Raw genomic sequence first — 26,703 nt, 5'->3', positions numbered from 1 at the left:
GCACATCTGCCGGAACCTGCCGGAACTCAGGAAGCCAGAGCTTCCTGACGGCCACTCTGGCGCACGCTGTAGGTCAGCACGCCCAGGAAGATGGCCAGCCCGGCGATATCATAGGTCAGCTGACCATGCGGCCACAGCATCAGCGCTCCCAGCGGGAACATCGCCAGACGCAGCCACCAGGGCAGTTCGTGCTCCAGATAGCCTTCCATGCCCGCCACGATAGCGTAGATCCCGAACAGCGCGAACACGAAGACCGTCAGCATCTCACCGATGTCGCCGGAGATCAGCGGACTCCAGGCGAACAGCAGCGGCACGATGTAGAGCCCCTTGGCGATCTTCCACGCCATCAGGCCTGTCTTCATCGGCGGTGTCTTGGCGATGGCGGCAGCCGCGAAGGCGGTCAGGCAGACCGGCGGCGTGACGTTGGAGTCCTGGGACAGCCAGAAGATGATCATGTGGGCACTCACCAGTGCCATGGTCAGCACGTGCGGCGACAGCGCCTGCTCATACAGCTGGCTCTGGAAGGTATCCGGCACCAGGGCCAGCAGTTCACGTGCGGCGTCCATGCTCATCGGCGCGCCCAGCAGGTCCAGCTTGTCAGGTGCCGCCAGCATGAAGATGGCCTTGGCCTGCTCCGGCAGGTTGCCCGCCGCCAGCAGATCCACCAGCTGGGAGTGCGCGATCAGGTTGTAGAGCGCCGGGGCGGACAGCGTGCCCAGCACGATATAGGACGCCGTCACCGGCAGCCCCATGCCCAGGATCAAGGACGCAAGCGCAACCAGGATGATGGTGATCAGCAGGCTGCCACCCGCCCAGTCGGTGATCATCAGCGAGAAGGTGTTGCCGATCCCCGTGGTGGAGACGACATTGACGATCAGCCCGACGGTGATCAGCAGGATCGCCGTGGTGGTCATGTTGCGCACCCCGGCCAGCATCGCCTCGATGATGTCGCCGAGCTTCATCGGGTTCTTCGACAGCCACGAGGCCGCGATGACGGACAGGATCGCGATGCCGGCGGCGTAGGTCGGCGTGAAGCCGTAGATCAGTGCACCGACCAGCACGAACAGCGGTGCCAGATAGTGCCAGCCATCCTTGAGCACGTCCTTGAGGCGCGGGCCCTGCGGGTCATCCAGCGCCGTGGCGTCGGAGCGTTTGGCCTCGATGCGCACGAACATGGCGACAGACAGGAAGTAGAGCAGCGCCGGCAAGGCGGCCACGCCGACGATGGTCAGGTACGGCACCTGGGTATAGGACGCCATGATGAAGGCGCCCGCGCCCATCACCGGCGGCATCAGCTGGCCACCGGTGGAGGCGGCGGCCTCCACGCCTGCCGCGAAGCGCGCCGGGAAGCCGGCACGCCGCATCAGCGGGATCGTGATCACGCCGGTGGAGACGGTGTTGGCGACACTGGAGCCGGAGACCGAGCCCATCAGGCCGGAGGCGAACACGGCCACGAAGCCCGGGCCACCCTTGAAGCGACCCGCCGCGCAGCGCGCCAGATCGATGATGAAGTCACCCGCGCCGGACTTGACCAGGAAGGCGCCGAACAGGATGAACATGAACACGTAGGACCAGGAAATGCGCGCGATGGAGCCCAGCATCCCTTCGCCGCCGATGAAGCTTCTGAACAGCACCGTCTCCCAGGTCAGGCCCGGGAAGTTGAACACGCCACCGACATACTTGCCCCACCAGGCCACATAGGTCAGCGCGATCAGACACAGCACCGGGATGAACCAGCCGGTGGTGCGCCGCGCGAACTCGAGAATCAGCCCCACCGCGACGATGGAGACCACCCAGTCCGCGGGGGAGAACACGACCCCACGATCATAGAGCGCATCCTCGAAGCCGATCAGATAGAGGCCGCAACCCAGTGCCGCCAGCCCCAGCATGACATCCACACCCAGCACCCAGCGCTTGGCACCATCACTGGACGGCGTCAGCATCGGGATGGTCAGCGCGCACAGCAGGCCGAACAGCCCGAAGTGCAACGCGCTCACCCACAGCTCCGACAGGGTCGAGATGGTGTTGAAGTACAGATGCGCCAGACAGATGACGATGGAAATCACGAACACGGCCCGCCCTAGCCAGGGCAGTTCCATGCGCCATGGCGCGGCTTCGACGGATTCATCGCGCACACCGGACAGGTCCGGCGCATCCGGCACGGCTTCAGTGGGACGAGAGGGCTCTGGCGAGCGGGAATCATGCATGGCGGTGCCTCAAGACGGGATCAGACAGCGATGGCGCGGCGGCGACGTGTGGCGTCAACCTGCGCCCGGGCTTGCGAGGAAATGCGGACTTGCTTCATCAGTGACGTCGGTGACATCAGTGATGCATGGGCAGGCTTTGGCCTGGCAGAGGCTGGCTTGCGAAACGAAGGCGCAGCATGACGCCGGACCGGCACTGTCTTGTTGGACTGCACAGCCCTCACCGCGGCCATGGGCGCGCGATGAGGGCAGCGATGGAGCGGACTCAGGGGTGGGTCAGTCGGCGATCAGACGCTCAGGGATCTCGATGCCCTGCTCCTTGAAGTAACGCACGGCACCCGGGTGCAGCGGCAGCGGCAGACCAGCGATGGCCTTGTCGAGTGCCATGGCCTTGGTGGCCGGGTGGATGTTGTTCAAGAACGGCAGGTTCTCGTACATGGTCTTGGTGATCTGGTAGACGTCTTCTTCGGAGACGTCATCACGTACCACGAGGATGTTCGGCTGGGCGATGGTGTTGATCGCCTTGTCCTGGCCCGGATAGGTGCCAGCGGCGATTTCATACGGTGTCCACAGCTCGAACTGGGAATTGACCTTGGCCAGCTGCTCTTCGGTGAAGTCCAGCGTGGTGATCTCGTCACCGAGGTTGGCGTAGGCACGCGTCACGGCGGAAGCCGGTGCGCCTGCCGGAATGTTCATGCCGTCGATGTTGCCGTTCTGCATCGCGTCGGCACTCGGGCCATAGCCCATGTAGGCCAGATTCATCTTGTCGGCATCGATGCCCAGCTGCTCGAGAATGAAGCGACCCGAGCCTTCGGTGCCGGAGTTCTTCTTGCCGATGGAGAAGCTCTTGCCATAGAAGTTGGTCATGTCCTCGATGGTGCCGGTCTTGACCTCATCGTTGCGTGCCACGAAGTGCTCGACGTTCTGCCACAGCATCGAGATGCTGCGCAGGTCCTTGTGCGCCTTGTTGACCGGCGGAGTGCCATTCCATGCCCAGGCGCCATAGAGGCCCTGGATGATGCCGAACTGGGCCTGGTTCTCTTCCATCAGCTTGAGGTTCTCGCCTGAGCCGGCGGAGGAGATCGCGGACACCGAGATGCCGGCGGTCGGCTCGAGCTTGACCTTGATCAGCGTGGAAAGCGCCACGCCGACGGGATAGAAGGTACCGCCGGTGGTCGCGGTACCCATGATGTACTTGCCTTCCGCCTGGGCTGCGGCACTGAGGCCCAGAGAGGCAGCGATGGCGAGACCGAGGCCGGCCTTGAGGAACTGGCGCTTTTGCATGGAATGACTCCTTGGCGGGCCTGCCGGAACGCAGGCGAACCCTTATTGTTGGAATAGGCGAGACGTGGCGATAGCGGACGGGACAGCGAAGGTCAGGTCGTACTGCCCAGCCTTGAGTGAAGACTAGCAAGTGTCGAGCAGGGGCGGTATTTGGCGATGGGGGCATTGCGCCAACGGCCGGCCGGCATGGCGCAAACCGAAAAGTGGCAGGATTCTGCCGATCTGGTCACACTGGAGACATTCAGACACCTGGCCTGGGGACACCCGTGACGGCCCCGCCGGCAGACGGACCGGCAGACCAGCCGAGGCCATTCGGGCGCGCCAGCCCCGCGACGACGAGGAACGACAATGAATGATTTCACCCTGCACCCGCAGCTGGAGGCAGACACTCACTTCGTGGCCGACCTGGCATTGTGCAGCGTGCGCCTCATGAACGATGCGCGCTATCCCTGGTTGATGCTGGTGCCACGCCGTGCGGACATTCGCGAAGTCTATGAGCTGGACAGCCATTCCCAGCACCAGCTGTGGCACGAGACCACCCTGCTCGGCGAGCTGTTGATGCAGCTCAGTGACGGCGAAAAGCTCAATATCGGCACCCTGGGCAATGTCGTGTCACAGCTGCATGTACACGTGATCGCCCGCAGCAGCGATGATGCCACCTGGCCCGGGCCGGTCTGGGGAGTGGGACGCCCGAAGGCCTATGACAATGAAGCGCTCACCACGCTGATTGACACGCTACGCATGAAGATCGCCGAGCTGCCGACCTATTCCTTCTAGCGCCCTGTTCAGGCGCCAACGACAACGGGGCCCAGCGGGCCCCGTTGTCGTGATGGGAAGGAAAGCCAGTCAGCATGACATCAGTCGGACGCCGAGTGCCGGACGCTGGATCGCCAGGCACCTGTCATGTGCCTGCTTCTGGTGTCTCGACGGCGGAGCGCGGAGCCACCAGAGACGCGGCGGGAGCGGCACGCAGCGGGGACGGCGCGCCCTGCGCCGCGCGCCCGAACGGCGAGGCACCGCGTCCGGTGGGGGATTCCAGCGCCTTGAGGCTGCTGGCGACCAGCAAGGCCCCGAACACGCTGATGACGATCCCGCCGAGCAGCCCGATCACCGCGGCCCACGGCCACTGACGAAGCACTCCGCCCTCTTCGCGCTTGCCGGTCAGGCGCGCCGTGCCCGCCGCCAGACGCCCGCTGGCCTTCATCAGCAGCGTGGCCATCGCCACGCTGCCCACCGTCAGCGCGGTGCCCAGTGACATCGCCAGCACCGCCAGTACCCCGCTGCCGACCAGATTCAGCGCCAGCGCGGCCAGCAATACCAGAATCGCGCCGGAACACGGCCGCAGGCCGATCGCCAGCACCGCCATGCCCATGGTGCGCCAGTCGCCGCTGGCCTGCTCCGCCGTCACGCCATGCGCATGGCCGCAACCGCAGTCATGCCCGTGTGAATGATCGTGGCCGTGAGAGTGGTCGCGACCATGCGACGGCTCGAACGCCAGCTCCTGCATCGCTGGCGCTTCCTGTGTCGTCACGCTCTCTTCCATGCCAATGGTGGCGGGCGCCCTGAGTGCCCGCCACAACGCACGCGCGGCACGCCACAGCAGCAGCAGGCCCAACGCCAGTACGCCGACATGGCTGAGCAGAGTGACCTTCTCGACCTGCCCGAGCACCTCACGCCCGGCCCAGTCCAGCAGTCCCGCCCCGAGGCCGACCAGCACCAGCGCACTCACGCCCTGCAGCAAGGCCGCCAGCAGCGAGAGCCATAGCGCACGTCGCCGCGCGATGGGCTGGCTGGCCAGCAGCGTACTGATCACCACCTTGCCATGGCCGGGGCCCGCCGCATGCAGCACTCCGTAAGTGAAGGACAGCCCGATCAGCGCCCAGGGGGTGCCGGGGTGCGCGGCAAGCTCGCTCATGGCGCGCCCGAGCGAGCGCTGAAAACGCGACTGTTCAGCGAAGATCCAGCCCAGCGCCTCACCCCAGGCCTGTACCAGACTCGGCCACAGGGCCATGCCCAGCACGATCAATCCGAATCCGAGGGCCAGCCAGCCGGCCAGGCGTCGCCCTCGCGAAGAGGCCGGCTTGAGCAGGCCATCACGCATGCCCTTGAGGCTTTTGATATCCCCAAGCCCGGTGGTGTCCTTGTGCTCATCGCTCATCGAGACGCCTCACAATGGACACTGCCGACATCGGCGAAATACTGGCCAAGATCCATCGGCGCGGTGGCATTGATATCCAGCATCGAGGCCTCGGCGACCTTCTGGGGATCCGGGTCTGCCTTGGCGATCTTCGCCGTACAGTCCATCGGCACCTGCTGCGAGGACAGCCCCTTGATCACCAGCCCTTCCTGGACGGCGATCGCATCCGGGTCATGCAGGATCTCGATGTAATAGGTGGGATCATAGATGCGATAACTGAGCGTATGGCCGGCCATCGGCACGGGTTCGGCCAGTGGCAGTTCCATCTGGAAGGCGACGCGCTCCCCCTTGAGCCAGGTGGTCTGGCGTGTCGCCTCTCCCAGCGCCACCGGCGCTCCGTCACGCTGAACATGGGTGTAATAATCGAACTGGGAAAGATTGGCGAGGATCTCGCTGCCCAGCGCATCCAGGCGCTGCTCCATGCTGGTATCGTCCTGCAGGGCGGCCAGCTCCTGCCGCAGCGTCAGGCTATAGAAGGGGTCCAGCAACCAGTACTGACGCAATGCCACCGCCCGCCCCTGATCATCCAGGCGCAGGGTCACGCGCAGATCCACCCAGCCATGCGGATGGGCAAGCGCCGGTTGACTGACCATCAACGACGCGATGGCCAACATGCCGACCCACGCCCCCGTCAGCAAGCGCAGGCAACGACGCCAGGCGCGCGGAAACGATCGCGCATCATCGCGATGATCAACAGCAAGGGGCATGCAGACACTCCGGAAAGGCGGATACGAAGAAAAGCGAATGCCAAGCGTGGCACATCGTCGTTACCTTATAACATTCGGGGGCACGAACCACCCCTTCGACGCCAGACCGACAATTTGATTCCCGAGCAGGCGCTCATTCCGATGCCCCGTCCGCACCATGGCGAAAGTCATCACGCCGCAGTCCGTACTTGTGCATCTTGAGGTTGAGCGTCCGGCGCGGCAGGGCCAGTTCCTCCAGCACCTGGGCAATGTTGCCTCGGGCACGTGTCAGGGCCGCTCGAATCAGCGTCGCCTCGAACAACGCCACCTGCGCGGCAAGCCCGTCCGGGTCCTCCTCTCCCGCTTCCTGCCCGGTCGCCGGCGGCTCCTGTCCCTGTTCACCCAGCACGGTCCGCTGGCTGGCCAGCTGACGTAGCTGGGCAAGATTTCCGGGCCAGTCGGCCGCCATGAGGGTCGTCAGCTCGCCCCGGACGAAGGGCAGCTCAGGAACCTGATGAACGTCGGCGGCCTGGCGGCTGAAATGCGCCATCAACAACGGGATATCCTCGCGCCGCTCACGCAGTGACGGCGTGACCAGCTCGATCTCCGCCAGCGCGTGCCCCCGCGTCAGCCCCAGCGTGCCGGAGGCCACCAAGGCCTGGACGCTGCACTCGGCGCTGAAGACCACCCGCGGCGCGCGACGTCCGCCCTCGGGCTGAGCGTTCAGCCAGGCGTCCAGCCACTGCCACTGCTCACGGCTCAGGACGTCGACGTCATGCAGCAACAGGGTATTCATCTCGGGAGCGGCCTGAAGAGCCTCATCGATCGCCTCGGACAATGCCGCGCCGCTCGACGCCGCGCCGCTCGATGCCTTGGTGCTCGATGCCTTGGTGCTCGACGCCTTAGTGCTCGACGCCATACCGACCAGGGCACGACATTCGACCTTCGCCAGCAACGCGGAGGCCGGCGATGTGCCGACGCGCTGGGCCTCTCCCTCCGCCGGCGCATGCTCGGCGAGTGCCAGCGCCGTGGTGGTCCGCCCGCTGCCCGACTCCCCCGTGATCCAGACGCGTGCCGGATGCCCCTTGAGCTCCAGTATCTGCTCGCGCAACTGACGTATCTTCGCGCTTTCACCACGTAGCAGACCGGCAAGCCCCCGCACGCTCAGGCGACGACGCAGCCGCTGGTTCTCATCGCTCAGCCGCCGGCCTGCCAGCGCCTGACGCAGCTTGAGCTCGAGCGCTTCCGGGTCAAAGGGTTTCTCGATGAAATCGCGCGCTCCGCCCTGCATGGCCGAGACCGCAGTGGCCACATCGCCATGCCCTGTCATCATCAGCACCGGTAGCTCCGGCGCCTCGAGCGTGAGCCGTGACAGCAGCGTCAGCCCATCCATGCCCGGCATGCGAATGTCACTGATCACCACACTGACCGGCTCGCCGGCGGCCAGCGCTTCCAGCAAGGCCTCGGCCCGCGGGAAGCAGCGCAGGTTGAGGTCCGCAAGTTCCAGCCACTGAGACAGCGATTCCCGCACGGCCGGGTCGTCGTCCACCAGCCAGATGGGCGCCTCGCGGGTCAGCTCATGATCCTGAGTCAGGCGCTCATCGCCCGTCTCGAAGGCAGCATCACTCATGGTCAGGTGCCTCCGGGGTCAGTCGAGTGGGTGTCGGGCTGCCCGCGTCATCAGGGGGCGTGCACAGCCACAGTTCGAAGTTGGCACCGCCCAGCGCACCCGGCGGGGCATCGTCCGAAAGCCGCAGGACACCGCCCAGGTCACGTGCCATGCCATAGCTCAGAAAGAGCCCCATGCCCATGCCGTCACCCACTTCGCGGGTGGTGGTGAAGGGGTCGAACAGGGTGGCCCGCAATGCCGGGTCGATCCCGGGGCCATTGTCCTCGATGCGCAGGCAACCGCCGGGCCGCCCCTCGAGCCAGGCAACCTCAGGCCAGGCCTGCCAGCTCAGCCGGATACGGGCGCGCCCGCCCAGGGTGCCATCGCGCTGCTGACCCTCCAGCGCATCCACGGCATTGCGGATCAGGTTGGTGAGCAGCTGCTCGAGGCGCGCCTGCTCTCCCATCACCCGCACCTCTGGCATCAGTCCCTGCCGCTCGATCACGAGCCCCAGAAGCTCGCACCGCTCATCGAGCAGTTCCAGGGCGTACTCGATGCGAGGCACCAGTGCCAGCGGCGCTGGCGGCTGCTGACTGGCCGGCCGCACGAACACCCGCAACTGGCGGATCATGTCGCCCAGACGCTCGGCCAGTGCCGCGATACGCGTGAAATTGCCGCTCGCCGCTTCGGCGGCACGTGGCAGCAGCTCCGGGCGGGTCGTCGCCTGAGACACGCCACGCGTCAGCAACTTCCCGCCACTGGCGGCATAGGTGCGAATGCCGACCAGCGGCTGATTGAGTTCATGGGCAATGCCGGCAGCCATGGTGCCCAACGCCGCCAGCTTGCCCGCCTGCACCAGCTCGTCACGGGTGGCCTCAAGCTCGCGGGAGCGCTCGGCGACACGCTCCTCGAGACGCTCGTTGATCTCACGCATGACCACTGCCTCACGCCGGATGAGCCGCAGGCGCGCCTGACGCTCGCGCATCCACAGCGCCAGCATGCCCAGCCCCAGCAGTACCGCCAGCCCGGCCAGCATGGTGTTGCGCGCCTGTATATAGAGAGGCCGCAGCGGCATCAGAAAGTGCAGCTGCCAGGCCAGCGGACCACTGAACAGCGACTCATCCAGATAGCGCTGGCCGACGGAAGTCGAGGAGCGGGAAGACGCCTCTCCCGCCCCCAGCACCAGACTGCCGTCTTCCAGCGAGCGCGCCAGCGGGGAGAGCGGCGCCCCGCGGAATTGCTGCTGCGCCCGGATGTCGTCGAGAGCGGCGGGCGCGAGAGGTTCGAGGGTGCGGTATTTCCAGCTCCGCCGTGAGGCCAGCAGCACGACACGATTGGCATCGGCCAGCAGTACCGTTTCGCCGGCCTGGCGCCAGGTATCCTCCAGCGCCTCCAGCGAGACCTTGACCACCAGCACGCCCAGCGGCTGGCCGTCCGCCCCCGCCACGGGCGCGGATACGAAGTAGCCGGGGCGCCCCGTGGTATTGCCCACCGCAAAGAATTCCCCGCGCCCGCCCGCCATCGCATCCAGGAAATAGGGCCGGTAGGCGTAACGATGGCCCACGAAGCTGTCGGATTCATCGAAGTTGCTCGCGGCCAGCGTCACGCCGGAGGCATCCGTCAGGAAGATCGCGGCGGCGCCTGATTCCCGGGCCACACGCTGCAGGTGCCAGTCGAGACGATTGCCGGACTCGGCGATATCGGCCGTGTCATCGAAGGCGGCACGCACGCGCGGTTGTCGCGCCAGCATGGCGGGCAGCCACTGAAAGCGCGACAACTCCGCATTGAGGGTGCTGGCATAGAAGTGCAGCCGAATGGCCGCATGCTGGCGTGCCTCACGCTCGCTGCGGGCGAACTCCCACTGCCAGAGCGCGAACAGCACCAGTACGCCGGCCAACAGGCTGGCGCCCAGTGCCAGCCAGGTCAGGCGCCGTCGTCGGTGCAGACTCAATCCCTCCGGGCGCAAGCGATCGGAAGATGCCCGATCACGCCCCGGGGCATGGCGCGATGTCATGGGGTGCTGGCGATCATGGCGTGCCGATCACCGGCACGGTACGTGCGTTCAGCGCCACTGCCACGTCCACCAGCAGGTTGTCGAGACGCCCCGGCGCGATCTCGGCGCCATTGCTGTCACCCGTCACGCTCAGACGAATCTGGCCGTTCACCTCACTCACCCAGGCGTCGAGGGTCAGCGGTGGTCTGGCGGCGTAGCTGGCATCCAGCCGCTCGAGATCCGGGTCTGCCCGCTCGATGATGAAGCCGCGCTCCGCAAGCGTGGTCATCAGCGTGACGAAGACCTGCCGGGAGGTCAGCGTGCCGCTGTCGGGCGCGATCACCGCGGTACGGGAGTCCGGCGCATGGGTCGGCTGTGTCATGCAGCCGCCCAGCGACAGCAGGGCGAGACAGGCCACCAGACGCAGGCAGCGAGGAAGGGAAGGATTCATCAGCGCACCTCTCGAGGATCACGGCCCGCCAGCGCGGCTTCCAGCTGACGTTCGATCTGTTGACAGCTCTCGCTGAGATTCTGTGGTCGAGCATCGATGACATACCCGCCCTGATTGATGACCTGCTCATCACGGATCACGCGCACTCGCTCGTCCGGTGCCACCAGCGAGATGCGCTCGAAGCTGATCGGGTCGTCCCGATAGACGTCATTGCCCACCCCGACACCGATGCCACGCCCGGCGGCCACGCCGTAGCCCACCGAGAACCCGATGCGAGAGCCGAAGGGCCCCTCGATGGCCCCGAGCCCCGGTTGGTCGACCTTGCGCTCCCCGGTCACCAGGCCCAGCGATAGCTCACTTTCGCGCACCTTGTAGCCACGGGCCTCCACGACCTCGGCGGCGGCGCGCAGCCACTGATCGGCATCGCCCTGACGCGGGAAGATGCAGGCCGCAGGCAGCGCTTCGCTGTCATGGGCAGATAGCGGGTCCTGACTCGTCAGCGTGGAACAGCCGCTCAACAGCAGCAGGCCCGAGATGAGCAGCCCCGTGCGAGACACCGCTCCGGCCTGCGGCGTTCGAGCGCTTGCCTCGATCCGAGAGGGAGCTAAGGGAAGTCGAGAGAACATGCGAACGTCTCCGGTCAGCCATCTGACTTGGCGAGCCATCACGATTTTCATCCGCGAGATGGCGCAAAGCCACTAGACTGACACTTAAGCCTTGTAGGATTTGTGCATAACTATAGTATCAAGCAGTAAAGGGGCCTGAATGCAGACGGTCTCATCTTAGCTCGCCACCACGCCAACGCCTACCTCATGCATGTTCCCGGGCGACGGCCAGTCCCGGCTGGCACGACGCCTGACCCGCGATGCGCCAAGGCATCAGCGTGCCGGAGCGCTTTCGTCCCCATCGCATTTCCATGGCCTCATCATCGGTTACACATGGAAACGATATGGCGCGGACAACTCACGACGCCACAGGTTCAATAAGTTACCATTATCGTCGAACAGGCAATCAGGGAGAGAAATTTATGTCAGAAAATGCCGACCAACCTACGGTCGCGAAGATCAATCCGCCAGTCTTCTTCGGCTCCGCCGTGGTGATACTGGCGTTCGTGATCTTCACCGTATCCATGCCCGAGACGGCGAACGTGGTCTTCGGCCACGTCCAGACCTGGATCATCGATACCGTCGGCTGGTTCTACCTGCTGGCCATGGGGCTGTTCGTGGTCTTCACGCTGGGGCTCGCCTTCTCTAAATCCGGTGACATCAAGCTGGGGCCGGACCACTCCGAGCCGGACTTCAGCTACGGCTCCTGGTTCGCGATGCTGTTTTCCGCGGGCATGGGTATCGGCCTGATGTTCTATGGTGTCGCCGAGCCGGTCTTCCACTTCACCGCACCGCCCGTGGGCGATGCCGGTACCGTGGAAGCCGCTCGCGAGGCCATGAAGACCACCTTCTTCCATTGGGGCATCCACGCCTGGGGCGTCTATGCCGTCGTGGCACTGGCGCTGGCCTACTTCAGCTTCCGCCACAACCTGCCGCTGCGCATCAGCTCCGCGCTGTACCCGCTGATCGGCAAGCGCATCCACGGCCCGATCGGTCATGCCGTCGACATCTTCGCCGTCTTCGGCACCATGTTCGGGGTGGCCACCTCGCTGGGTCTGGGGGTGCTGCAGGTCAGCTCCGGTCTGCATTATCTGTTCGATATCGACAACAGCCTGACCACCCAGGTCATCCTGATCGCCATCATCACCGGCCTGGCGACCATCTCCGTAGTCATGGGGCTGGACGGCGGCATCCGTCGTCTCTCCGAGCTGAACCTCGGTCTTGCGCTGGCATTGATGCTGTTCGTGCTGTGCGTTGGCCCGACCATCTTCCTGCTGCAGACCCTGATCCAGAACATCGGTGGCTACCTCAGCGAAGTGGTCGACAAGACCTTCAACATGTTCGCCTACATCCCGGAAGACGGCCCGTCCGAGTGGCTGGGTGGCTGGACCCTGTTCTACTGGGGCTGGTGGATCGCGTGGTCCCCGTTCGTCGGCATGTTCATCGCACGCGTCTCGCGTGGTCGTACCATCCGTGAATTCGTCTATGGCGTGCTGTTCGTGCCGATGGGCTTCACCTTCATGTGGCTGACCTTCTTCGGCGACAGTGCACTACACCTGTTGATGACCGACGCCGCTGGCAATCTGGCCGAAGCCGTCTCCGCGGATGCCTCCGTGGCACTGTTCAAGTTCCTGGAACTGTTCCCGTTCGGTAGCGTGACCTCCCTGCTGGCCACGGTGCTGGTGGTGACCTTCTTCGTCACCTCCTCCGACTCCGGCTCATTGGTCATCGACATGCTGACCTCGAAGGAAGGCGATGAATCTCCGGTCTGGCAGCGCATCTTCTGGGCCGTGTCCGAAGGTTTCGTGGCCGTGGCGCTGCTGATGGCCGGGGGTCTCGGCGCACTGCAGACCGCCTCGCTGGCCTCTGCTCTGCCCTTCGCCATCATCCTGATGTTCGTCTGCTACGGCCTGCTCAAGGCGCTGCGTCTTGAAGGCGTCAAGCAGCGCTCCATGCAGCATCTCAGCAACACGCCGGGGCATACCGCCGGTGGTGCACGCAGCTGGCAGAAGCGCGTCCAGACCCTGGTCGAGACGCCGCAGCAGAAGAATGTCGAGCAGTATCTGTCGGATGTCGTGACGCCGGCGCTGTCGGATGTCGCCAAGGAGTTCGAGGCGCAGGGACTGGATGTGCGCGTCAACGACGAAGATGACCGCAGCTATCTGCAGGTCAGCCATGGCGACGAGATCGACTTCATCTATGGCGTACGTGTCCGCGAGTATGCGGCACCGGCCTTCGCGCTGCGCAACGTCAAGCGCAAGGGCACCAGTGACGTGGAGCGCCAGTACCGGGCCGAGGTCTTCCTGCGCGAAGGCGGCCAGACCTATGACCTGATGGGCTACACCAAGGAGCAGGTCATCGGTGATGTACTGGATCAGTACGAGAAGCACATGCACTTCCTGCACATGGCGCGCAACTGACGCCTGAGCGTTGCTGAAGTGATGACAGCTGCTGGTCTGGCTGTCGCAAAGGCCCCGCCCCGTGCGGGGCCTTTGCGTTTCTCACGGTCATGCCCCGGCAATGGACCGCGTGCTACCTTGCCGTGCCACCTTGAAAAGCGTCATCCTGAGCCGCATGTACCAGAAAGACGCTTGATCACGGATTCATCGTGAGGCACTGGATGGCTCAGTCATCCGATCATTCGCACCGGAACACGTCATAGCACCAGACGATCACGACGATGCAGCGAATTCGTTACTGCACGGCACCGTCACCCTCTACACTGGTGCCATCGACCCGGTTGCTCGGGCCTGGTGCCATGGACTTGGCTTCATGAACCTGAGGCACTCGAAGGTAAGGGATATCGCCTGCTTGTCCTCAGTGCCCGCGCCCTGCCTCACCACGTATTCCAACCACATTTCACGTCGCCCATTCTCAAGGAGAGTCTTCATGTCCACCGATACCAATGCCATTGGCCTGCATACTTCCAGCGCAACCCAGCTGGCGGAGCACCTCAATGTGCTGCTGGCCAACTACCAGACCTTCTACATGAACGCGCGTGGCTATCACTGGAACGTGAAGGGCAACCAGTTCTTCGAGCTGCACGTGAAGTTCGAGGAAACCTACACCGACCTGCTGACCAAGGTCGACGAGATCGCCGAGCGCATCCTGACCCTGGGTCACGAGCCGATGCACGCCTACAGCGATTACGCTCGCGTGGCGACCATCAAGGAAGACACCCACGTCAGCGATGGCACCGCTTGCGTCAAGGGTCTGCTCACCGGCTATAAGTCCCTGATCGAGCTGCAGCGTGAAATCCTCTCCGTCGCCTCCGATGCCGACGATGAAGGGACTGCCTCGCTGGTCGGCGACTACATCCGCGAGCAGGAAAAGACGGTCTGGATGCTGTCCGCCTACCTGGGCGAGTGATTCTGACCAGGACACCATCGCGTGTCTGACACTGCCGCCAGCGTGATCGGCAGGCCGTGAACGCCGCCTTCTGTCCCGTGCTTGCGCGGTGTCCGGAAGGCGGCGTTTTCGTGGGTCGGACACCATTCGAGGGGCAGACTCGAGAAGAACTTGAGCTCGAGAAGGACTTGAGCCCGAGAAGGACTTGAGCCCGAGAAGCACTTGAGCAAGAGGCGCAGGACCATGCTCGGAAGCGCATCATCACGCGACACGCAGGGTGGCTGCCAATCAGGCAGGTTGATCAGGCGTCATACCAGGAGGGTTGCATGTCACTGCCGCTGACACGTCTGCTACGCAAGTTGCTGCATGTGGCTGCCAAGCCCATGCGCCATGCCCAGGGCAAGGATGGTTGCGTCATCCATGCCTATCGTGGCTATGGCTCACACAATGAAGCCTTTCTGATGGGCCGCATCTTTCAGCAGCCCGGCTCGCGCAGTCAGCTGGCGCCCGGGGCCGGGCGCGACCTGATGGATGTCGGCCGCCGTCTGCTGCGCTGGGGCAAGGGCGGCGTGGAGGTGGAAGTCAGCCTTGGCGGCAACCAGACCACCGTCGTCACCGACCGCGATGGCTACTTCAGCGTCCACCTGCCTCTGCTGTCGCCCTTGGCAGATCAAGGCCAATGGCAGACGGCACGGATCACCGCCCGGCCGCCGAAGCAGGCCGCTGTCGAGGGCGAGGCCCAGGTCTACCTGCCACCGGCCAGCACCCGGCTGGGCGTGATCAGCGATATCGACGACACCGTGATGTACACCGGTGTCGCCAACAAGCTCAAGATGCTCTATCGGCTGTTCATCGAATCCGCCGAGCGACGCACTGCCTTCCCGGGAGTCGCCGCGCTCTATCAGGCGCTCCACGAGGGCAGCGACGGTCAGCAGAGTCGCCCGCTGCTCTACGTCTCACGCGGCCCCTGGAGCATCTATGAGATGCTGGAGGTGTTCTTCCAGCACAACCGCATCCCGGTCGGCCCCATCCTGTTCCTGCGCGAATGGGGGCTGACGCTGCAGCGCCCCCTGCCCAAGCGCTCGGAAGACCACAAGCAGGCGCTGATCGAGAAGATGCTCGACCTGTATGACGAGATGCAGTTCCTGCTCATAGGAGACAGCGGTCAGCATGATCCGGAGGTCTATGCCGATGTCGTGCGCCGTTACCCGGGCCGCATCTGCGCCATCTACATTCGCCAGATCGGTGACTCCGAATCGCGCAAGGCAGAGCTGGCCACGCTGGGCGAGGAGCTCTCCGCACTGGGCTGCGACATGCTGTTGAGCACCGACAGCCTCGACATGGCGCATCATGCACACGCCAATGACTACATCGATGCCGCCAGTGTCGAGATGGTACGTGCCGAGATCGAGCATCAGCGCGCCGAAGAGCCTGTCTGACCCACGACGACCCACGATACGCACAACGCAAGACGGAGACCCTGAGGTCTCCGTCTTGCGTTGTGGCCAGCAGGCAAGATCAGGCGATACGTGAGCGAATCAGGTGATCCAGTGACAGACGCCCCGGGCCCTGCAGCACCAGTACCAGCAGACTGGACAGCCACAGACCGTGGGTTACCCAGGCTTCCGGGTAGACGAACAGCTGAATGGTCAATGTCATGCCGGCCAGACCCAGCGCGGCAAGGCGGGAGCCCAGGCCCAGCCACAGCATCAGCGGGAAGAGATGCTCGGCAATCGTGGCCAGATAGGCGGCCAGTACCGGCGGGACCAGCGGCAACGCGTATTCGTACTCGAACAGGAAGAAGGTGCTTTCCTTGAGCGCGAAGCCGTCGACCTTGGTCTGCGCTGACATGAAGAACACGGCGCCAATGACGATGCGCATCAGGATCAGCACGGCATCCATGCGCAGATTTTCCAGCCAGACGAACACGTTCAGGACTTGCCCCGCCACACCGGTACGGACCGCGGGCGTCGTGGATGACTCAAGGCTCATGATGAGGCCTCCTCAAGGATGCGCCAGTGCGCGAGAAAAAGGGAATGCGCCAGCTCGGCCCGGGTAGGTCGGCAGGAGACTGGCATGGACGAAAGATCATGGGCGACACTAGTCCGGCGCGAGAAACACGCCACTTGCCAGCAGAGGGGCCAGCAGCTGCCCCAGGTCCTGCTCGGGATGGACATCCGCCAGCATGGCGGCCGCATCCGCGAGCGATTCACCCGCCAACAGCAGGTCGAGCAACCAGGCAGCCGCCTCTGACAGCACCGTCACCTGAACCTCCAGGGCCGGACGGGTGATCAGCAGGTTCTCGGGCCGCGCGACATCCAGGCCTGCAAGGCTGGCTCCCTCATGCTGGTGGCGTTGCCAGACCTCGAAGATCGCATGCTCCAGGCGCAGCAGACCTGCCGCGGGATGAGGCAGGAAGGTCAACGCCATCACCGCCTCGGGTGACAGCTGCGCCAGCCTGGCCGGTGCCAGCACTTCAGCGTCGGCGGCGTGATAGGCCGTGAGACGCGCGGCCTCGAACCGCGCCAGATCCACCGCGTAGAACGGCAGCTGAGCGGCCGATGCCTGTCGATGCTCGACCAGCGTCGTCAGAGTCGTGTGCAAGGTCTCGGCAAGCCCCGCCCCGTACTCCATCATCAAGGGCGATTCCGGCAGGTGACGGCGTGAGTGATCATGCGCCAGCGCCGCGAAGAAGCGCTCGCCCACGACCTGACGCGTCACGGGATAGGCGTCCTGCAGCGCGGAGACCAGGCTGGCCCAGACATTGTTGCGATAGACGTCAAGACGCCCCTGATGTGCCGCCTCGATGCCCGGCAGATGACGGTCAGGCTGCTCAAGCGCCGTGATGAAGGCCCGCTGCCAGGTGAGAAGATCGTGGTCAGTCATGGGGGCCGTTGGCGTGCTCATCGCGGACTCTCCACCTGAGGGCCAGAGGTCTGCGGAACCCGAGAGCCCTGCTGCACCAAGGCGCTCTGCAAAATCTGCTCGGCCCGAGCCGTCTGCCCCAGCAACACCTCCAGCGCCGGCACCTGGGTATCCCACTCGATCAGGGTCGGGCGCGGCCCGACTCGCTGGATGAAGTCGGCATACAGGGCCCATACCGCCTCGCAGACCGGCGCACCGTGATTGTCGATCAGCAGGCCTTCGCGCTCATCGACGACATGACCCGCCAGATGGATCTCGCCGACGGCTGCGGCCGGGATCGACTCAAGCCATGCCGCAGGATCGACACCGATGTTGTGCGCCGAGACGAAGACATTGTTGACGTCGATCAACAGTCCACAGCCGCTGCGCTCGACCAGTCGGGTCAGGAAATTCGTCTCGGGAATCAACTCCGCGCCCAGAGCCTGCGCATCAAAGCGCAGATAGTGTGCGGGATTCTCGATCAATACCTGGCGGCCCAGGCAGTCCTGCAGCCGCATCAGGTTATCGCTGACCCGTGCCAGCATCGCGTCGGTCAATGGCACCGGCAGCAGGTCGTTGTAGAAGTGGCCGCTATGGCCGGCCCAGGCCAGATGCTCTGACACACTGGTAGGCGGGTGACGCTCGCAGAGCGCTCGAAGGCGCGCCAGATGCGCGGCCTCCAGCGGACGATCCGATGCCAGCGACAGGCCGACACCATGGATCGACAGCGGATACTCCTGCAGCGCATCCAGCCGCGCATGGGGGGCTCCGCCTGCGCCCATGTAGTTCTCGGCATGAATCTCGAGGAACCCCAGCGCCGGCCGTGATGACATCAGCTCCCTGACATGCTGCGCCTTGAGGCTGATTCCCGTGGCCATGTCATCGAACGACGGCAAGGCCGTACCGAAATCCGGGCTGCGGGAGGTGGGGGATGACTCGTGCATGACGACCTCTCGATTCTGCGAGCGTCCGGCGGAGGGGTGAGACACCCGCCCACCGGACGTCAGGTTCGGGGGAGACCCGAGGCGTGATGCTTACTTGATCTCTTCCAGGCTGCCGGTGCCAGTGGGCGTTTCGATGGAGGTGCAGGTGCCTTCCGGGACCAGCTTCCAGGCATTGCCCTGATAATCGACGGTCGAAGTGCCGGCACAGGAGGTGCCCGGGCCTGCAGCGCAGTCATTCTCACCGGCCAGCGACACGCCATAGCACTTCTCCATGTCTGCGGCATGCGCCGGAATGGAGACCACGGCGGCAGACAGCGCTACGGCGGTACCGAGGGCGGAAGCCAGGGCGAAAGCGGTCTTGGCGGACTTGTTGGACTTGGTAGACATGGGCACATCTCCTGAGAAAACGCTCATTCATGAGCTGAAAGTTGTTCATTTGTCATTTTCGCCCCATTACCGCAGGCTCAAACCAACTTACGGGGAGGTCCGGAGAACGGATGCAGAAGATGTCGAATTTTTTGCATCACTCACGATATTTCCTTCCTCGCCGCGTCAGAACACGATAGTCCGAGCTTGCGTTGACCCTGCATCTCAAGAAAAACGGCCCTGCTGGAGGGCCGTCGAGAAAGAACAGGGAATACGAGAGATGGCATGCCACCGAGTGTCAGCCGGCAATGAGCGAGATGTGCCGGTTCACGGGGTGTCCCCTTGCCACTTGCGCTCCAGATGTTCCCAGCGCGATAGCGTGGCACATTGAGCCTTGTCCGCCGTCGAGCCAGAGGCAGGCTCAGTCTCAGTCTCAGTCTCACTCTCAGTCTCAGTCTCAGTCTCAGTCTCAGTCTCAGGATCAGATTCAATAGCAGCATCGGACTGCGATGTCGGGCCAGAGACCGGCCCCTGGTGATGCAGGGAGTCACGGGATTGACGCACCAGGGTCTCGGGCAACGGCTTCTTCATGCGCGCACCGAGCTCCAGTAGCTCCTCGGCACGGCTGATCAGGTTGCCGCGCCCGCTGGCCAGACGCTTCATGGCGGTATCGTGCGCCTCGCGGGTACGGCCCAGCTGGCTACCAAGCTCCTCGAGGGATTCGGCAAGTCCGCGGAACTTGTCGAGCAGCGCCCCGGCACGCTCACCGATCACGCGCGCATTGTCGTTCTGGCGCTCCAGACTCCACAGACTGGCCACGGTGCGCAGACTGGCCAGCAAGGTGGTCGGCGTCACCATCACCACGCCCTGGGTGAAGGCGTCCTGGAACAGGCTGTCGTCATGCTCGAAGGCCAGCGCGAAGGCGGGCTCCATCGGCAGGAACAGGAACACGAAATCCGGTGACCCCAGCCCCTCGATGGCGGGATAGTTGCGCCGCGCCAGTCCCGTGACGTGGCCGCGCACCGAGGTCAGATGCGCCCTCAGGGCTCGCGCCCGCGCCGTCTCATCCGCGGCATTGACGTAGTCGGTGTAGGCGCTCAACGAGACCTTGGCATCGATGATCAGATGCTTGTTGTCCGGCAGATAGACGATGGCATCCGGGCGCTGGCGCCCGCCTTCACCGCTGAAGGACACCTCACGCTTGAACTCGATCCCCTCTCGCAGGCCGGAGCGCTCAAGCACGGTCTCCAGAATCATCTCGCCCCAGTTGCCCTGCATCTTGCTGTCGCCCTTGAGCGCACGTGACAGATTGGCCGCTTCCTCGGTGATCTGGCGATTGAGTCCCGCCAGCTGGTCGATCTGACTCTTGAGGCTGGTGCGTTCGCGTACCTCCTCGCCATGCAGCTGCTCGAGGCGCTGACGAAAGTCCCCGACCTGCTCGCGAAACGGCTTGAGCAACTGTTCGAGCTGGGCACCACTGGCGGCGGTGAAACGCTGCTGGCGCTCCTCGAACACCTTGCCTGCCAGCTGCTCGAATTCCTGACTCAGGCGTTCGCGGGAGTCGTTGAGCAGTGCCAGCTGCTCGGCGTGATGAGTGGCCTCCTGACGCTGACGCGTGACCAGCGAGGCATGGGTCTCGCGCAGCTCGGCGTAGCGCTCGGTCAATGTCTCGAGACGCTCCTCACGCTCCAGCAGCTGGGCCTCCAGCACTTCCTGCTGGCGGGTCAGGCTGCGCGCCAGGGTCTGCTGTTCACTCAGCGCACGCGACTGTTCATCAAGCCGCCCCTGCAGCGATTCGCGCAGCATGGCGAGCTGTTCCGTCAGCGCATCGCGCGCCTGGCGCGCCTCCTCCAGCGACTGGCTCAGATAGCGTTGCTGCTGCTCCGCCTGCTGCCCATCCAGTGCGGCACGCTGCTCGACCAGGGCCGCCCGCTGCTCGGCCTGTTGCTGTAGATCCCGCGCCTCTTCAAGCGTCTGCTGCAACGCCTGCCGAGTTTCGTCACTGCTCTCTTCGAGAGCGTGAAGCTGCTCGCGGGTTCGCCGCCAGCCCAACCCCAGGATCAACGACAGCATCAACAGCACGCCGACCAGCAACCACATCACGGCGGAGGATTCAGAAAGCAGAGGCATCGGGCACTCCATGGCCGGTGAAAACGCAGTGGGGTCACCCCCTTGAAAGTCAGTATCGCGCATCCATGTCTTGAGTGTCAGGGCACGAAAGGACGGGAATTCGCTGCATCAACGTGGGGCGCTCACCTCAGTGAGTAACGCATGCTGAGAGCAGAATTTTTCCCTTCTCTGCCCAACACGCTCGCAAGAGCCGAAGCACGGAAAGGAGATTTGCATGACACAGCAGACCGATCAGCAGACACGTCAACAACTGCAAGGTAAGCGCGTGGCCATTCTCGCGACCCATGGCTTCGAGGAATCCGAGCTCGCGGTGCCGCGCGCCGCACTGCAGGAGGCGGGCGTCGAGGTACACATCGTCTCGCCGGAGAAAGACGGCATTCGTGCCTGGGCCGAAACCGACTGGGGCGAGACCTACCAGGTCGACACCTCGCTCAGCGATGCCAGCGAACACGACTATCATGGCCTGGTGCTACCGGGCGGCCTGTTCAATCCCGATACCCTGCGCCAAGACGAGACCGCACTGAACTTCGTGCGCAGCTTCTTCCAGGCCCACAAGCCGGTGGCCGCCATCTGTCACGCGCCGTGGATCCTGATCAACGCCGGGGTGGTCGAAGGCCGCAAGATGACCTCCTTCCCCTCCGTCGCCCAGGACCTGCGAAACGCCGGTGCCGAGTGGCAGGACAGCGACGTCGTGTGTGACAGCGCGCTGGTCACCAGCCGCAAGCCGGATGACCTCGATGCCTTCAATGCCAAGCTGCTCGAGGAGCTCGCCGAGGGCAAGCATCAGCATCAACACGCCTGATCTCGTCCCCGACGACAGCACCCGAAAACGCCCCTGCCCCCGCGGCAGGGGCGTTTTTTTTGCGCTCTGCACCGCAGACTGACGCTCATCGAGGGAAAAGCATTTGCGAGCAAGCACTTACCTTGAGCGCCATAGAGCATGAAGGCCAGAAGATCACGACATGGACTCAGGGAGACGTCGACACATCAGAGAACGCTGTTCGTCAAAGTGTCCGCGACACGGTATCGTGTGAACAGGGATCAAGAAGGGTGACTATCCGACAACACGGGAGACCACCCCATGCACACCATCACAATGGCACCAGTCCTGCTGAGCCTGGGACTCATGCTGAGCCTTGCCATCCCCGGTGTCGTTGCCGCGGATGATCGTCATCGCTCACAGGGTCAGCAGCATCACGGCCGACAGACCATCGAGCGTCACAGCACGCCGCAAAGCCGCCATGAGGCGATCAAGCGCCGCCATCTGAGGATGTTCGACGAGCCGCGGGTGGAGCGCCATCACTCTCGCCACGACACGCGTCACCGCATTCCCCAGCGCCGCTACTACCAACATGAGCGCTACGCGCCTCATCAGTATCGACAATACGATTCGCGCCGCCATGACCTGCGCCGCCGTCACGATGGCGTGAGCATCGGCTTCCCGGCGATACGCATCAATATCCACTGAGCTGACGCACGCTCGAAGTGCCCAGCCAGCGCCACCGCAGGAAGTTCAACGAGAGCCTGATGCCCAGATACGACACCGCCCCCGCAGGCTACCTGCGGGGGCGGTGTCGTTGGGAGTCAATCGGCCCGGATCAGGCGTCGCGCGGCTCGGCAAGCGTCGTGATCAGTCCTTTGAGCACCTGCCAGAATTCCCCGACCGAGTCGACCTCGACGCGCTCGCTGGGCGAGTGCGCACCGCGAATCAAGGGGCCGAAGGAAATCATCTCGAGCTGGGGATACTTGGCCCCCAGGATGCCGCATTCCAGTCCGGCATGGATGACCTTGATCTCCGGCGCGCGGCCGGTGACGCTCTCGTGCAGGCGGCAGAATCGCGCCAAAAGCTCCGCCTCAGGCTGCGGCTGCCAACCCGGGTAGGCATTCTCGGCCTGAGTGTGCGCCCCCAACAGGCCGAACAGCCCGCGGATGCGCTGCTCCATCATGGAGACCGCATCATCACGCAGCGAGCGCACCAGGGCGCAGAGATGGAAACTCCCCTCACGCAGCTGGACCACGCCGAGGTTGTTGGAGGTTTCCACCACGCCTTTCACGGCTGCACTCATGCGCTCCACGCCATAGGGCGCGGCATCCAGTACGGCGACAAGCCGCTGGGTATCCTCGACGGACAGGGCACTCTCGGCATTGCCGCGCGTCACGCTGAGGGTGACGTCCGGGTCCGTGTCACGCAGCTCATCGCGAATCTGCGCCTCGAATTCCGCCAGACGCTGGCGGGCTGCCGCGACACGCTCATCGAACAGCACCACGCCGACGGTCGCCTCGCGTGGCAGTGCATTGCGCAACGTACCGCCAGACCAGCTGACCAGACGCGGCGAGAATTCCGCCAGCGCCACCAGTGCCCGTGACATCAGGCGGTTGGCATTGCCGCGCCCACGATGGATGTCGAGCCCGGAATGTCCTCCAACCAGCCCGCCGATGGTGAGTTCAAGCTCCGCCTCGGCATCCTTCAGCGAGGACGTGGCGAATTCGTGCGCGACATTGATGTCCGCACCGCCAGCGCAACCGATATAGACCTGGCCACGGTCCTCCGAGTCCAGATTGAGCAGATAGCGCCCTTCCAGCCAGCCTTCGGCCAGATTCAATGCGCCGCCCATCGAGGTTTCTTCCTCGAGGGTGAACAACGCCTCCAGCGGACCATGCACCAGCGTCTCGTCTTCCAGCACCGCCAGCGCCGCGGCGACGCCGAGGCCATTGTCGGCGCCCAGCGTCGTGCCGCGCGCCTTGAGCCAGCCATCCTCGAGATAGGTCTCGAGCGCATCACGGGTGAAGTCATGGCGGGAGTCGCTGGCCGCCTGGGCCACCATGTCGAGATGCCCCTGCAACACGATCCCCGGCGCGCTCTCATGGCCGGGGGTGGCCGCCTTGCGCAGACACAGGTTGCCGAAATCGTCGCGGTCATGCGCGAGGCCGCGCGACTGCGCCCACTCAATCAGATGCTCAACCAGTGCCGCTTCATGCCCTGAAGGGCGCGGGATATTGCACAGGGTACGAAAATGACGCCAGACAATGGCGGGTTCCAACGTGTCGATATGCTCATTCATGGCGAAGTTTCCTGTTCTTGTCATCCCCGAGCATACGGAACCGTCCACGGCCATGGCTAGTGGTTGTCGGTGCCTGTCGATCAGTGACTGCGAATATGCAAGGATGAGATCTCTCGACACGGCCACGCTGTGCACTTCCAGCCCCTGACAACCGGAGCCCTCATGCCCCGCCGACTTCTGCTGTTATCCGTCCTTTCCGCCACTGCTGGCCTGCTGATGCTGAGCGGCTGCTCGCCGATTCCCGACATGCCGGGACCGATCGGCATCCCCGGCCTCTGATCAATGATCGCCGGCAGGCAGGGCACCGTGCGCCTCGACGAGACGCCCTGCCGCCGCACGACACCAGCGATCACGCGCCTTGCGCCCCACGATGCCCTGACGCTGGGCCCAGTCGATGAAGGCTGATGCATCCTGGCCGGCCAGGGCCAGTGCGAGTCCGTGACGCGCGGCCTCATCCAGTCCGGATGAGCCGACGCACTGCTCATCTGGGGAGCCGTGGGCTTTCAGCGCGGCCTGCAGCCACGGCCGCACCAGGGCAAGACCTCCGCCACCGCGCCGATACCAGTCGAGTCGTTGCAGCCAGCCTTGAGCCGGTTGACAGCCCTGAGCCGGTTGACAGCCCTGAGCCGGTTGACAGCCCTGAGCCGGTTGACCGCCCAGGGCGAGCCGCGATGCCAGCACGTCAGGCAGCCCGGCCAGCTCATGCGCCAGCAGGCTCGGCAGCAGATGCTGAAAGTCCTGATGCAGTGCCTCAAGCAAGGTATCTCTCGGCGAGGCCTCGCCTGCGCCATCGCATGGCTCCCCCGTCGCCTTGCCCATCATCACCGCATGCTCGCCACTGGCCGCATCGCGCTTGAGCCCCATGCGCAGTGGCATGAAGCCCTGGGACAGCCAGAAGTCCACCAGCCCCGCCTCGGCTCCGAAACTGGTGCCGAGACGCGTGACACCCGCCAGCCGAGCCTGCTGCTCCAGCGCATTGAGCAAGCGCGCCCCCTGCCCACGCCGCCACAGTGCGGGATGTATCGCGATGCGCAGAATCCGCCACCAGCGCGTCTCGGCGGCCGCCTGATGACCGGCATGCGCCGCCAGAGACTGCGCCAGCAGATGCCCGCGCGGCCGCCGCTGACCTCGCCAGATATCCTCTGCCAGCGGTGCAGGAAACCCGCCCTCCTCGACGGCCGCCACGACGCCCAGCCATGCCGGCTTGCCACTGGCGGTCTCCTGATGGCGAATCGCCAGCAGCCTGAGCCCCGGGGTATCCAGCAGCTGCCGCAGGTCCGCCGGCGTGGTGCGGTAATGCGCCTGCACCAGCAGGCCGAATAGCGACTCCAGCATCGCTTCATCGCGTGCCAGAGCGTCCCGATCCAGCACGACGACCTCACTGCCGGCCAGCCATTGCTCGACATCGCTGCGACCCTCCATGACCGGCGCCAACGTTGATGGCGGTGCCGAGAGCAACAACAGATCATCGGTCAGCGCCTCCAGCGGATCACCGGACGCCCAGCGGACAGGCGTGGTCATCTCAAGCGCCTGCCAGCCGGGGCATTGACGCTCGAGATGCTGGCGGAAACGCAGCTGGAACCCTCGCCCGGTACCTTCGTAGCCATGGACGGTGGTGGCGAAGGCGATGCGCGGAAAATGCGCCAGAGACGCCTTGAGCAACGGGGTGGGGATGGCGGCCGCTTCATCGACGAACAAGCGCGGCAGCGGCCCCTCCGGGCAGGCAAGGCGGGCGGCGGCGATGGCGTCCGGTGCCAGGAAACGCAGCTCGCTCGCAACCTCCGCTCCATCAGCTGTCCACCCGCCTTGCGCGGGGGGCGCTGCCGGCACGCAAAGCCGAAAGGCATTGCCCTCGCGGCGCCCCCGTGGCAGCAGCGCTGCCAGACGCGCGAAGACCGCGGCCACCGCCGCCGGCCGTGGCGCCGTCAGCCAGACACTTTCCCCCGCTGCCAGACAGCGTGCCGCGGCGATGCCCAGCGCGGCACTCTTGCCGCGGCCACGATCGGCACTGATCACCACCGGCTGGTTCGGGCGGAGCGCCGCCAGCGCGGCCACCACCTCGGCCTGATCTGACGTCAGGCAATCAGGGTCCATGACCTCACCGACGCGGGTCGCTGCCTCCCCGGCGGGTGGCAGCGTCGGTAACGGTTCGCCCTGCGGCCAGTGCAGTACGCTGGCATCCGCCTGGAGACGCCGTGCCAGCCGCGCCAGATAGCGCGCCGCAAGCTGCTCACGCGCGAACGGCCAGTGCGCCAGACGCGCATAGTCGCCATCCGGCGCTGGCGCTGGCTCGGCGTCGGCCCAGGCGGCAGGCGTCACCAGCACCAGCAGTCCTCCCGCCATCAGAGTGCCGGCCACGGCCCCGAAGGCATCGGGATCAAGACCACTCTGCGGATGTGCGGCATCGAAGACGACCAATGCCTGCTCGCCGCCCAGCTGAGTGGCAGCCTTGGCCATCGCCAGCGAGCGCACGTGTGTCCCGCCCGGCGTCGTGATCGCCTCTCCGGCGCCCAGCCAAAGCGGAGCAGGCTCACGCGCTGGCCACAGATCACAGATCGCCAGCGCAGCAGCGCAGGGATCCCCGCCCGTGCCCTCTCCGCCGCTGATCCACAGACAGGCGCGCTGATGCCGCGCGAGCAGGCGCTCATGCAGTGTCCGGCACCAGGCATCGATGGCGGGAGGGTCCAATGGGGCGGGGTAACGTGAAGAAGTCGTCATCATGGCGCGCAGCATGCCGCATGGTGACGTGGCAGACCAGACATGGTGCTGGAATCCTCATGACGGGAGGTTAGAGGCCAGTCACGCCGGGCCCCCTCTCTCTCAACATCCTTTTATTTAAGTAATATCTCATATTTAAAAACACCCCGTTGCAAGATAGGCAACGCAGGCGGCGCAAGAATGAGAATGGTTATATTTATGC

Annotated in this window: 21 protein-coding genes; 6 read left to right on the top strand and 15 right to left on the bottom strand. The window is 64.7% G+C overall.

Translation table 11 applies throughout. The annotated features are described in order from the left end of the window. Positions 1 to 26: 26 nt before the first annotated feature. Together AC26AR_RS01260 and AC26AR_RS01255 are read right to left on the bottom strand one after the other, a co-directional pair. Positions 27 to 2,099, bottom strand: a complete 2,073-nt coding sequence (locus tag AC26AR_RS01260; RefSeq protein ID WP_205632796.1) for a TRAP transporter permease — start codon at positions 2,097 to 2,099, stop codon at positions 27 to 29. A gap of 381 nt (positions 2,100 to 2,480) precedes the next feature. Further along, positions 2,481 to 3,488, bottom strand: coding sequence for a TAXI family TRAP transporter solute-binding subunit (locus tag AC26AR_RS01255; protein WP_077378679.1), 1,008 nt, complete (start codon positions 3,486 to 3,488; stop codon positions 2,481 to 2,483). Positions 3,489 to 3,836: 348 nt separating this feature from the next. On the opposite strand from AC26AR_RS01255, the gene AC26AR_RS01250 reads away from it, so the two are divergent. Continuing rightward, positions 3,837 to 4,265, top strand: coding sequence for an HIT domain-containing protein (locus AC26AR_RS01250; RefSeq protein WP_077378676.1), 429 nt, complete (start codon positions 3,837 to 3,839; stop codon positions 4,263 to 4,265). Positions 4,266 to 4,389: 124 nt separating this feature from the next. Here AC26AR_RS01250 and AC26AR_RS01245 read toward each other — a convergent pair whose 3' ends face one another. The 6 genes from AC26AR_RS01245 to AC26AR_RS01220 all read right to left on the bottom strand — a co-directional run bounded on the left by AC26AR_RS01245 (position 4,390) and on the right by AC26AR_RS01220 (position 11,050). Further along, the gene (locus tag AC26AR_RS01245; protein ID WP_488107420.1) at positions 4,390 to 5,646 is read right to left on the bottom strand and encodes a nickel/cobalt transporter; all 1,257 of its coding nucleotides are present in this window, start codon (positions 5,644 to 5,646) and stop codon (positions 4,390 to 4,392) included. Then, positions 5,643 to 6,392 carry a DUF1007 family protein gene (locus AC26AR_RS01240; RefSeq protein ID WP_077378670.1) on the bottom strand — a complete coding sequence of 250 codons (750 nt, stop codon included), beginning with the start codon at positions 6,390 to 6,392 and terminating at the stop codon, positions 5,643 to 5,645. Before AC26AR_RS01240 ends, AC26AR_RS01245 begins: the two co-directional genes overlap by 4 nt. A gap of 133 nt (positions 6,393 to 6,525) precedes the next feature. Then, positions 6,526 to 8,001, bottom strand: a complete 1,476-nt coding sequence (locus AC26AR_RS01235) for a sigma-54-dependent transcriptional regulator (protein WP_488107419.1) — start codon at positions 7,999 to 8,001, stop codon at positions 6,526 to 6,528. After that, on the bottom strand, positions 7,994 to 9,994 hold the full coding sequence (locus tag AC26AR_RS01230; RefSeq protein ID WP_488107418.1) for a sensor histidine kinase: 2,001 nt from the start codon (positions 9,992 to 9,994) through the stop codon (positions 7,994 to 7,996). The genes AC26AR_RS01235 and AC26AR_RS01230 overlap by 8 nt, the downstream gene beginning before the upstream one ends. 13 nt (positions 9,995 to 10,007) lie before the next feature. After that, complete coding sequence (locus tag AC26AR_RS01225) at positions 10,008 to 10,424, bottom strand: hypothetical protein (RefSeq protein ID WP_084209437.1); 417 nt, start codon at positions 10,422 to 10,424, stop codon at positions 10,008 to 10,010. Next, the gene (locus AC26AR_RS01220) at positions 10,424 to 11,050 is read right to left on the bottom strand and encodes a hypothetical protein (protein ID WP_404626036.1); all 627 of its coding nucleotides are present in this window, start codon (positions 11,048 to 11,050) and stop codon (positions 10,424 to 10,426) included. The genes AC26AR_RS01225 and AC26AR_RS01220 overlap by 1 nt, the downstream gene beginning before the upstream one ends. A 401-nt stretch (positions 11,051 to 11,451) precedes the next feature. On the opposite strand from AC26AR_RS01220, the gene betT reads away from it, so the two are divergent. The 3 genes from betT (at position 11,452) to AC26AR_RS01205 (ending at position 15,816) form a co-directional block, all read left to right on the top strand. Continuing rightward, positions 11,452 to 13,449: a choline BCCT transporter BetT gene (gene betT / locus AC26AR_RS01215; RefSeq protein WP_077378655.1), complete on the top strand. Its 1,998-nt coding sequence runs from the start codon at positions 11,452 to 11,454 to the stop codon at positions 13,447 to 13,449. Positions 13,450 to 13,918: 469 nt separating this feature from the next. Next, on the top strand, positions 13,919 to 14,398 hold the full coding sequence (locus AC26AR_RS01210; RefSeq protein WP_065392451.1) for a Dps family protein: 480 nt from the start codon (positions 13,919 to 13,921) through the stop codon (positions 14,396 to 14,398). Positions 14,399 to 14,703: 305 nt separating this feature from the next. Continuing rightward, positions 14,704 to 15,816 (top strand): App1 family protein phosphatidate phosphatase, encoded by a 1,113-nt coding sequence (locus AC26AR_RS01205; protein ID WP_488107417.1) that lies wholly within the window; start codon positions 14,704 to 14,706, stop codon positions 15,814 to 15,816. A 79-nt stretch (positions 15,817 to 15,895) separates the two neighbouring features. On the opposite strand, the gene AC26AR_RS01200 is transcribed toward AC26AR_RS01205, so the two are convergent. The 5 genes from AC26AR_RS01200 to AC26AR_RS01180 form a co-directional block, all read right to left on the bottom strand. Continuing rightward, entirely contained in the window at positions 15,896 to 16,369 is a 474-nt protein-coding gene (locus AC26AR_RS01200) for a DoxX family protein (protein ID WP_077378649.1), read from the bottom strand. A 108-nt stretch (positions 16,370 to 16,477) separates the two neighbouring features. Next, entirely contained in the window at positions 16,478 to 17,284 is an 807-nt protein-coding gene (locus AC26AR_RS01195) for an HvfC/BufC family peptide modification chaperone (protein WP_488107416.1), read from the bottom strand. Then, positions 17,281 to 18,225, bottom strand: coding sequence for an MNIO family bufferin maturase (gene bufB, locus AC26AR_RS01190; protein WP_077378643.1), 945 nt, complete (start codon positions 18,223 to 18,225; stop codon positions 17,281 to 17,283). The genes AC26AR_RS01195 and bufB overlap by 4 nt, the downstream gene beginning before the upstream one ends. Positions 18,226 to 18,315: 90 nt before the next feature. Beyond that, entirely contained in the window at positions 18,316 to 18,612 is a 297-nt protein-coding gene (locus tag AC26AR_RS01185; RefSeq protein WP_077378640.1) for a BufA1 family periplasmic bufferin-type metallophore, read from the bottom strand. A 306-nt stretch (positions 18,613 to 18,918) separates the two neighbouring features. Next, entirely contained in the window at positions 18,919 to 20,721 is a 1,803-nt protein-coding gene (locus tag AC26AR_RS01180) for a DNA recombination protein RmuC (RefSeq protein WP_488107415.1), read from the bottom strand. Positions 20,722 to 20,935: 214 nt separating this feature from the next. Here AC26AR_RS01180 and AC26AR_RS01175 point away from each other — a divergent pair, with 214 nt between their 5' ends. After that, entirely contained in the window at positions 20,936 to 21,523 is a 588-nt protein-coding gene (locus tag AC26AR_RS01175; RefSeq protein WP_084209441.1) for a type 1 glutamine amidotransferase domain-containing protein, read from the top strand. A gap of 279 nt (positions 21,524 to 21,802) precedes the next feature. Next, positions 21,803 to 22,189, top strand: coding sequence for a hypothetical protein (locus AC26AR_RS01170; protein ID WP_136939110.1), 387 nt, complete (start codon positions 21,803 to 21,805; stop codon positions 22,187 to 22,189). Positions 22,190 to 22,319: 130 nt separating this feature from the next. On the opposite strand, the gene AC26AR_RS01165 is transcribed toward AC26AR_RS01170, so the two are convergent. Continuing rightward, positions 22,320 to 23,783 (bottom strand): aminoacyl-histidine dipeptidase, encoded by a 1,464-nt coding sequence (locus tag AC26AR_RS01165; protein WP_488107414.1) that lies wholly within the window; start codon positions 23,781 to 23,783, stop codon positions 22,320 to 22,322. A gap of 279 nt (positions 23,784 to 24,062) precedes the next feature. Next, positions 24,063 to 26,504: a GNAT family N-acetyltransferase gene (locus AC26AR_RS01160; protein ID WP_488107413.1), complete on the bottom strand. Its 2,442-nt coding sequence runs from the start codon at positions 26,502 to 26,504 to the stop codon at positions 24,063 to 24,065. Positions 26,505 to 26,703: the final 199 nt, after the last annotated feature.

It is taken from the genome of Cobetia sp. PS-4MA (assembly GCF_057670765.1).
This window is presented reverse-complemented; position numbering and strand designations above follow the sequence as displayed.

What these genes read in the sequence shown, in the direction of transcription:
- AC26AR_RS01260 (WP_205632796.1), bottom strand. Translation starts at nt 2,099, where the DNA reads ATGGAACTGCCCTGGCTAGGGCGGGCCGTGTTCGTGATTTCCATCGTC.
- AC26AR_RS01255 (WP_077378679.1), bottom strand. Translation starts at nt 3,488, where the DNA reads ATGCAAAAGCGCCAGTTCCTCAAGGCCGGCCTCGGTCTCGCCATCGCT.
- AC26AR_RS01250 (WP_077378676.1), top strand. Translation starts at nt 3,837, where the DNA reads ATGAATGATTTCACCCTGCACCCGCAGCTGGAGGCAGACACTCACTTC.
- AC26AR_RS01245 (WP_488107420.1), bottom strand. Translation starts at nt 5,646, where the DNA reads ATGAGCGATGAGCACAAGGACACCACCGGGCTTGGGGATATCAAAAGC.
- AC26AR_RS01240 (WP_077378670.1), bottom strand. Translation starts at nt 6,392, where the DNA reads ATGCCCCTTGCTGTTGATCATCGCGATGATGCGCGATCGTTTCCGCGC.
- AC26AR_RS01235 (WP_488107419.1), bottom strand. Translation starts at nt 8,001, where the DNA reads ATGAGTGATGCTGCCTTCGAGACGGGCGATGAGCGCCTGACTCAGGAT.
- AC26AR_RS01230 (WP_488107418.1), bottom strand. Translation starts at nt 9,994, where the DNA reads ATGACATCGCGCCATGCCCCGGGGCGTGATCGGGCATCTTCCGATCGC.
- AC26AR_RS01225 (WP_084209437.1), bottom strand. Translation starts at nt 10,424, where the DNA reads ATGAATCCTTCCCTTCCTCGCTGCCTGCGTCTGGTGGCCTGTCTCGCC.
- AC26AR_RS01220 (WP_404626036.1), bottom strand. Translation starts at nt 11,050, where the DNA reads ATGTTCTCTCGACTTCCCTTAGCTCCCTCTCGGATCGAGGCAAGCGCT.
- betT (WP_077378655.1), top strand. Translation starts at nt 11,452, where the DNA reads ATGTCAGAAAATGCCGACCAACCTACGGTCGCGAAGATCAATCCGCCA.
- AC26AR_RS01210 (WP_065392451.1), top strand. Translation starts at nt 13,919, where the DNA reads ATGTCCACCGATACCAATGCCATTGGCCTGCATACTTCCAGCGCAACC.
- AC26AR_RS01205 (WP_488107417.1), top strand. Translation starts at nt 14,704, where the DNA reads ATGTCACTGCCGCTGACACGTCTGCTACGCAAGTTGCTGCATGTGGCT.
- AC26AR_RS01200 (WP_077378649.1), bottom strand. Translation starts at nt 16,369, where the DNA reads ATGAGCCTTGAGTCATCCACGACGCCCGCGGTCCGTACCGGTGTGGCG.
- AC26AR_RS01195 (WP_488107416.1), bottom strand. Translation starts at nt 17,284, where the DNA reads ATGAGCACGCCAACGGCCCCCATGACTGACCACGATCTTCTCACCTGG.
- bufB (WP_077378643.1), bottom strand. Translation starts at nt 18,225, where the DNA reads ATGCACGAGTCATCCCCCACCTCCCGCAGCCCGGATTTCGGTACGGCC.
- AC26AR_RS01185 (WP_077378640.1), bottom strand. Translation starts at nt 18,612, where the DNA reads ATGTCTACCAAGTCCAACAAGTCCGCCAAGACCGCTTTCGCCCTGGCT.
- AC26AR_RS01180 (WP_488107415.1), bottom strand. Translation starts at nt 20,721, where the DNA reads ATGCCTCTGCTTTCTGAATCCTCCGCCGTGATGTGGTTGCTGGTCGGC.
- AC26AR_RS01175 (WP_084209441.1), top strand. Translation starts at nt 20,936, where the DNA reads ATGACACAGCAGACCGATCAGCAGACACGTCAACAACTGCAAGGTAAG.
- AC26AR_RS01170 (WP_136939110.1), top strand. Translation starts at nt 21,803, where the DNA reads ATGCACACCATCACAATGGCACCAGTCCTGCTGAGCCTGGGACTCATG.
- AC26AR_RS01165 (WP_488107414.1), bottom strand. Translation starts at nt 23,783, where the DNA reads ATGAATGAGCATATCGACACGTTGGAACCCGCCATTGTCTGGCGTCAT.
- AC26AR_RS01160 (WP_488107413.1), bottom strand. Translation starts at nt 26,504, where the DNA reads ATGATGACGACTTCTTCACGTTACCCCGCCCCATTGGACCCTCCCGCC.